The sequence below is a fragment of the Lysinibacillus sp. NPDC093216 genome, assembly GCF_050280325.1.
In the GTDB taxonomy this organism is placed as follows: domain Bacteria; phylum Bacillota; class Bacilli; order Bacillales_A; family Planococcaceae; genus Lysinibacillus.
In genome coordinates, this window is the sequence record NZ_JBNNVB010000056.1 from 1 (window position 1) to 6,638 (window position 6,638).

5 protein-coding genes are annotated in these 6,638 nt (G+C 36.8%); all 5 read right to left on the reverse strand.

What is annotated here, in order from left to right; all coding sequences use genetic code 11:
* Window positions 1–510: 510 nt before the first annotated feature.
* Window positions 511–2,364 (reverse strand): SLC13 family permease, encoded by a 1,854-nt coding sequence (locus ACQKOG_RS26935; RefSeq protein ID WP_427448586.1) that lies wholly within the window; start codon window positions 2,362–2,364, stop codon window positions 511–513.
* A 402-nt stretch (window positions 2,365–2,766) separates the two neighbouring features.
* Window positions 2,767–3,381: a nicotinate-nucleotide adenylyltransferase gene (nadD, locus tag ACQKOG_RS26940; protein WP_370079692.1), complete on the reverse strand. Its 615-nt coding sequence runs from the start codon at window positions 3,379–3,381 to the stop codon at window positions 2,767–2,769.
* Window positions 3,382–3,408: 27 nt separating this feature from the next.
* Window positions 3,409–4,878, reverse strand: a complete 1,470-nt coding sequence (locus ACQKOG_RS26945; protein WP_370079690.1) for a nicotinate phosphoribosyltransferase — start codon at window positions 4,876–4,878, stop codon at window positions 3,409–3,411.
* Window positions 4,879–4,893: 15 nt separating this feature from the next.
* Window positions 4,894–5,445, reverse strand: a complete 552-nt coding sequence (locus ACQKOG_RS26950; RefSeq protein WP_370079688.1) for a cysteine hydrolase family protein — start codon at window positions 5,443–5,445, stop codon at window positions 4,894–4,896.
* Window positions 5,446–5,530: 85 nt separating this feature from the next.
* Window positions 5,531–6,331, reverse strand: a complete 801-nt coding sequence (locus tag ACQKOG_RS26955) for an NUDIX domain-containing protein (RefSeq protein WP_370079686.1) — start codon at window positions 6,329–6,331, stop codon at window positions 5,531–5,533.
* Window positions 6,332–6,638: the final 307 nt, after the last annotated feature.

Consider the following 6,638-nt stretch of genomic DNA (forward strand, 5'->3'; position numbering starts at 1 on the left):
AGGATCAAACTCTCCATAAAAAGAAATTTGATTAGCTCAAATTGTTTTGCTGGCATCATGTTTGATGTCCAAAATTTTGTTTCGTTCACTAACTCGAAGTTAGTTACTAAAAACTTTATTGATTACGTTTTGCTTGTTCAGTTTTCAAGGTTCATTTCGTTGCTGTTTTCTCAGCAGCAACTCTTATATAATATCACGTCGCAAACTCGATGTCAACAACTAATTTATTTGATTTAATTGTTGTTTCTAAGTTATCTTAGCGACTCGTATAATATTACTCTCTTAATTTAAAAAGGTCAATACTTTTTCTAATATAAATTAATACTTTTTCATTTCATCGAAAAACTTCCTATTTATATACTTACGAAAAAAATTATCATTAGACTCTTCTTCTCAAGTCAATTTAACTTTTTATTGGTATCTAAAATAGAATTTTATCATAATCTTCAATAAGAAATTAATAGATTCCATAAAAAATCAACAAAAAAACTCGGTATAGAAACCGAGTTTTTAAAATGGAAAGAAAAATGGGATTGCCAGCATCATAACAATAAACATAATAATCTGTAGTGGAATTCCAATCTTCACAAAGTCCATAAACTTATAACCGCCAGCAGTCATAACTAGCGCATTTGTTGGGGAAGCAATCGGAGTAACAAACGCCATACTTGCTGCTACAGCAACAGCAATCATAAATGTCGTTGGACTTGCCTCCATTGCAATCGCGGCATTCATAGCAATTGGCGCGAACAAGACAGCAGTCGCCGTATTACTAATAAACTGTCCAAAAATAACTGTTAAAATATATACGCCAACTAGTACTCCATACGGTCCATAATCTCCAAGTGCATTAATGATACCATCGGATAAAATAACCATACCACCTGTTTTCTCCAATGCAGTCGCCATTGGAAGCATTGCAGCTACAAGCACAATACTTTCAAAATTCATATTGCTATACGCATCTTCCATATTACGCAAACAACCTGTTAATATCATCAATACGGCACCAATCATAACGGAAATAACAGCAGGGAAAATTTCAAAAGCCATTAACACAATCATTAAAAGCATAATGACACCAGCAATACCTGCTTTCCCCGTGGCTGCAGCTACACTCGCATGCTCCTTTGGCTGACCCACAACAACGACATCCTGCGTTTCCCTTGCCAGTAATAAAATCTCATCCCAAGCACCTTGTACTAAAATGGCATCTCCAAATTTCAATTTATGTGTCACCATATCCTGAAGTTTATAGCCACCTCTACGATTAATGCCAATTATATTTAGATTATATTTTTCTCGGAAGCCTAGGGCGCTAACAGTCTTATTAATAAAGCTGGAATTTGGCGTTAATAATACCTCAGCAATACCAAGATGCTTCGATACCAAATCATCAGCCTCTCCTTCAGCCAATTCCTGCATCTCTAGACTATAATCTGCAGCAAAACGACGAATATTCTCTTCCTCACCTTGGACATACAATTCATCTTTGGCATGTATCACACTTGTCGGACCTGCCATTTCCTGATATGTCATCGGTAAAAAATTAATGCCTTCTTGAGATCGGCGGTGAATTTTCATCATACAAAGCGTATATTTGGCCGGAAGCTTTAATTCTGCTAATGTTGCATCAATAATCGGCGAACCCTCGGGCACAAATACTTTAAACAAATGATTATTTAAATCATATTGCTTAATAATTTTCTTCGGTGATAGTTTATAGTCAGCTTTTGTTTGTGAACGGTTCTTATCATTTGGTAATAGTTTATTTCGCACAAGTACTAAATAGGTAATACCAACAATCATCCCTACAATACCGATGGGCGTCACTTCGAAAAATCCAAGCTTATTATAGCCACGATCTACTAATAACTGACTGACAATTAAATTTGTTGGTGAAGCAATTAAAGTCATAAGCCCTGAAAGACTCGCGACATAAGAAAGTGGTAGCAAGAATTTTGACGGACTTTCCTTCATACTAATCGCAATACTAACAACGATCGGCATCATTAAAGCTACAGTACCTGTGTTACTCATAAAGGCACCTACCGTCCCTACAATAATGAGCAATAACACAAATAATTTCAGCTCACTATCACCTGACCATTTCAACAATAATCGTCCTGCCATCCCTGCAAGTCCAGTTCGCAAAATTCCTGCGCCCACAACAAATAACCCCGCAATCATTAAAACTACAGAGTTCGAAAAACCAGCTAGTGCCTCTGCTGGTGTTAAAATATCTGTAATGACAAATGCTAAAAGTGACACAATCGCAACGAGATCTGCTCGTACTTTATTCGTCACAAATGCAAAAATTGTCGCTCCTAAAATAAGAAATGTTAATGTAAGCTGCACATCTATGAATTCCTTTCTAACATTAATCATTGTGCTAGGTGATACATAAAACCTTTTGTAATTGCAGCACCTTGCACGTTTACCATTTAGATTCATTATATCTTACCCAAAACGATATATGAGAAAGTTCACCATCTTTACAAAATAAAAGACTCCTCACCATAGCGCGAGGTTGATTTCCGTTCCGGCTGGGTGCTTTGTAGCTGACGCTTCGCTTTCGCTACAGAAAACATTTGTTGCTGACGCTTCGTTTTCGCACAGAGCAAAGCTTCCTGGGGGCGTCCGATGAGCCGCTTGGGCCAACATGATGTTGGTCACGAAGGCGTTATCACAGGACGTGATGCATTTAGCCTTCGTTCCCCTATTTGCTCACTCCAGGCTCTACTATCGTGTATCGGCCAAACTAGACTATTTTTGATAAAGATTATGCTCTTTAATATAGTCATAACAAGCGTTGGGCAGTAGATATTTTGGTTCACCGCCCATTGCGAATTCTTCTCGAATATAGGTAGAGCTAATTTCCATCGCTAAGCCTTTGTCAATCAAATGAAATCTTCCATCATCATGATTCCTCAATATCGGAGAGCGACTAATTGTTGATAACATATCGATTCCATGCCTTGCCATTATAATAAATTTATTCTCAGCTACTAACGCTTCTCCTTTTTTCCACAATCCTGCTCCAATATCCACTAATAAATCGGCTCCCATAATAAAATGAATTTCATCATTCGGGTGTTGTTCTCTAAAATATTTCATCGTATCATATGTGTAAATGTTCCAGCCTTCTTGCTCCATTTCATATGAATCTGCAATAAAACGCTCATCCTTTGCAATAGCCAGCTGTAGCATATTCCATCGATGAGAATTCTCCGTTGTTATTTCCTTGTCCTTTCGTTTATTTGAACAAGGTAAAAAAATTACTTTATCTAATTTGCAACGATGCGCGACTGTGCTCGCGGTCCAAAGATGAACATTTGTAATTGGATCAAAGGATGATCCGTAAATCCCTATTTTCGCCATTCCCTACCCCTCCATTCCTCGTCTCTATTAGTTTCTCCCATTCATCATCTTCGTGACTTTTTCTTTAATTTCTTTAATTCTTGTCATTTTGTTATCCCAGCACGCTTGACTTAAATCGACCGGATACTCTTCTGGATTCATTGTTCGTTTATACTCACTCCATAGTAGATGTAAATTTTCTTCTACATATGCTTGAATTTCTTGAAGTGTTGGTTCTTTGTAAAGAATAGAACCATTTACAACAATGTCTTGATGTAATTCTTTCGCTGTAAAATTCGTCACAAATTTACTGATATAAGTATGAACAGGGTGAAACATTTTCAAGCGTTTTTCCTCCTGTGGGTTTTCGTAGTCCAACGCAATATAATCTCCTTCAGCATGACCATTGTCTGTATTTATAATTCGATAGACACGCTTGCGGCCCGGGGTCGTTACTTTTTCAGGATTTCCGGAAATTTTGATGGTATCGACCATTTTTCCGGTTTCATCTTCAATAGATACTAATTTGTATACGCCCCCAAGCGCCGCTTGATCGTAGGCTGTAATAAGCTTAGTTCCTATTCCCCATGTATCAACTTTAGCCCCTTGTGACTTCAAATTTATAATCGTGTATTCATCCAAATCATTAGATGCTATAATTTCCGCTTCAGTGAAGCCAGCTTCATCTAGCATTTCCCTTGCTCTTTTTGACAGATACGCTAAGTCTCCACTGTCCAGCCGGATTCCTACAAAATTGATTTTATCTCCAAATTCCTTCGCGACCCGAATTGCGTTAGGAACTCCTGAACGCAACGTATCATACGTATCTACTAAAAAAACGCAATCTTTATGCGTATTTGCATACTTTGTAAATGCAGTGTATTCGTCACGATATGCCTGTATCATGGCATGCGCATGAGTACCTGAGACAGGGATGCCAAATAATTTTCCAGCTCTGACATTGCTAGTTGCAGAAAATCCACCAATATACGCTGCACGAGTTCCCCAAATCGCTGCATCAAATTCATGCGCTCGACGAGTACCAAACTCCATCGCTACATCCTTTCCAATCACTTGTTTAATGCGTGAAGCCTTCGTTGCAATAAGAGTTTGGTAATTAACGATATTCAATAAAGGTGTCTCCATTAATTGAGCTTCTGCCAACGGGGCTTCAATTCGTAAAATAGGTTCATTTGCAAATACCAGTTCACCTTCCTTCATTGCAGAAATAGTGCCTGTAAATTTTAGACTTTGAAGGTATTTAAGAAATTCCTCTGAGTATTTTCCTTCCTCGCGTAAATATTGAATATCACTATTAGAAAAACCAAAGTTTTTGATAAACTCCATTATCTTTTTTAAGCCTGCGAATATCGCATAGCCATTACCGAACGGAAGCTGTCGAAAGTACAGTTCAAAAACCGCTGTTCTATTTTGAGTACTATCATTCCAGTAAGTTTCTACCATATTTATTTGATATAAGTCTGTGTGCAACATTAAACTATCATCTGCATATTTCATTTCATCTTCCTCCATTTACATAATAGTAGCTCCGAGAGAATGCTCGAAATGTCCTAACGCCCACTCATGCCCTGCTTGATTAAAAGATGCCACTGCATTTTTATGAATAACTATGTTAAATCCTTTATTATAGGCATCTACCGCTGTATGAAGAATGCAAATATCCGTACATACACCTATTAAATGCAGTTCAGTAATGCCTCTTCCGCGCAATTTAATCTCTAAATCCGTACCTGCAAAAGCAGAATATCTTGTTTTATCCAAGTAGTAGACATGATCTAACTCTTTATTTTCTTCATATAGTTCTTTTAAGGAACCATATAGTTCCCTCCCCTTTGTACCTCTTATATTATGAGGAGGAAAAAGCTTTGCTTCCGGATGATAGCTATCATCTTTTTCATGAACATCAATGGCAAAAACTAGAAAATCAACGTTTGAGATAAATTCCTTTGTTAATTGTATATTTACCTCTTCCAATAGTTGCCCCGGTTTTCCGCAAGTTAAAGCTCCATCTGGTGCTACAAAATCCACTGTATAATCAATATTAATCAATGCACGTTTTGGCATATTTCCATCACTCCACTTTTTAATTAGTAATTGCATAATTACAAATTACTATATTGAAAAATTATCAGGAAAGACAAGTGCTTTCCTAATGATAAATTGACTCTACGATTTCGAAGTCATTAAAAGTATATAATTGCGACGGTCTAAACGAATTCCTTTTTGTTTTCTTCGGTTTACCTTCTTCATCTAATACTTTTTCAATAAAAGGTAACTTGGGTGCTTTTGTAAAGAACACAGAATCATTTGAAATGCGTGGATCATCTCCCACTGTCAATAAAACCCTCTGCAGTTCCGATAAAGTAAATTCTTTTGCTAAAAAGTTTTTAGCAACCGTTGTTTGTATCATATCTTTCTTAATAAATTCTAAAGCGTCTGAAATAATTTTTCGATGATCAAAGGCTAATTCGAGTTTGAACACTTCATTTATATCGAATAACTCCACTTCTGCGGCATCATCATTGGCTTGACGCTGGTCAATGTATACTTCCGGAACGATTGCATAAAAGGCATTTGAAATCATCCAGCCTCGAGGATCACGATCTATGTCATCGTAGACACCGAAGTGCTTAACGTGTAGACCATCTACATTCGTTTCCTCTTTCAATTCTCTTTTAGCAGCCATATAGGCAGTTTCCCTTTTTGTCGCATCTACAAATCCACCTGGAAGCGCCCATTTCCCACCTTCGATATTTGGATTTCCTTCATGATCTTTTTCAGCCCGTTTAATCAACATGATTTTAAGCGTCATCATCGGAGGTGCTTTTTCCTCTACTTTTTCTGATGTTATTGTAAAAATTGCGATATCTGACGTATACCCATCAGGTGTTATATATTTAGAAGAATCATAATTCGCCAGAACTTCTTCTTGTGAACGATATTTTGTCATTTTAATAAAACTCCTTTAATTCAATGTTTTGCGATAAAGCGTGATGCGACGACTTTATACAACTCCTAGATTTGATCACTACCCCATTTAGTTTTCTATAAATCAACACATGTAATTCGTAATTCCCGAATTACTATTTAATAACATGATAACTTTTCCAATTAACAATTTCAACTCTTTTATAAAAAGAGTAAGAAGAACAGCTTTCCATAAAAAAAGAGGCTGGGACATAACTAGCTTCAATTAGTGAGAAATCCGAATTTGAATGAATTCAAATTCGGATTTCTCTATTTTTTATGTTGTCTCC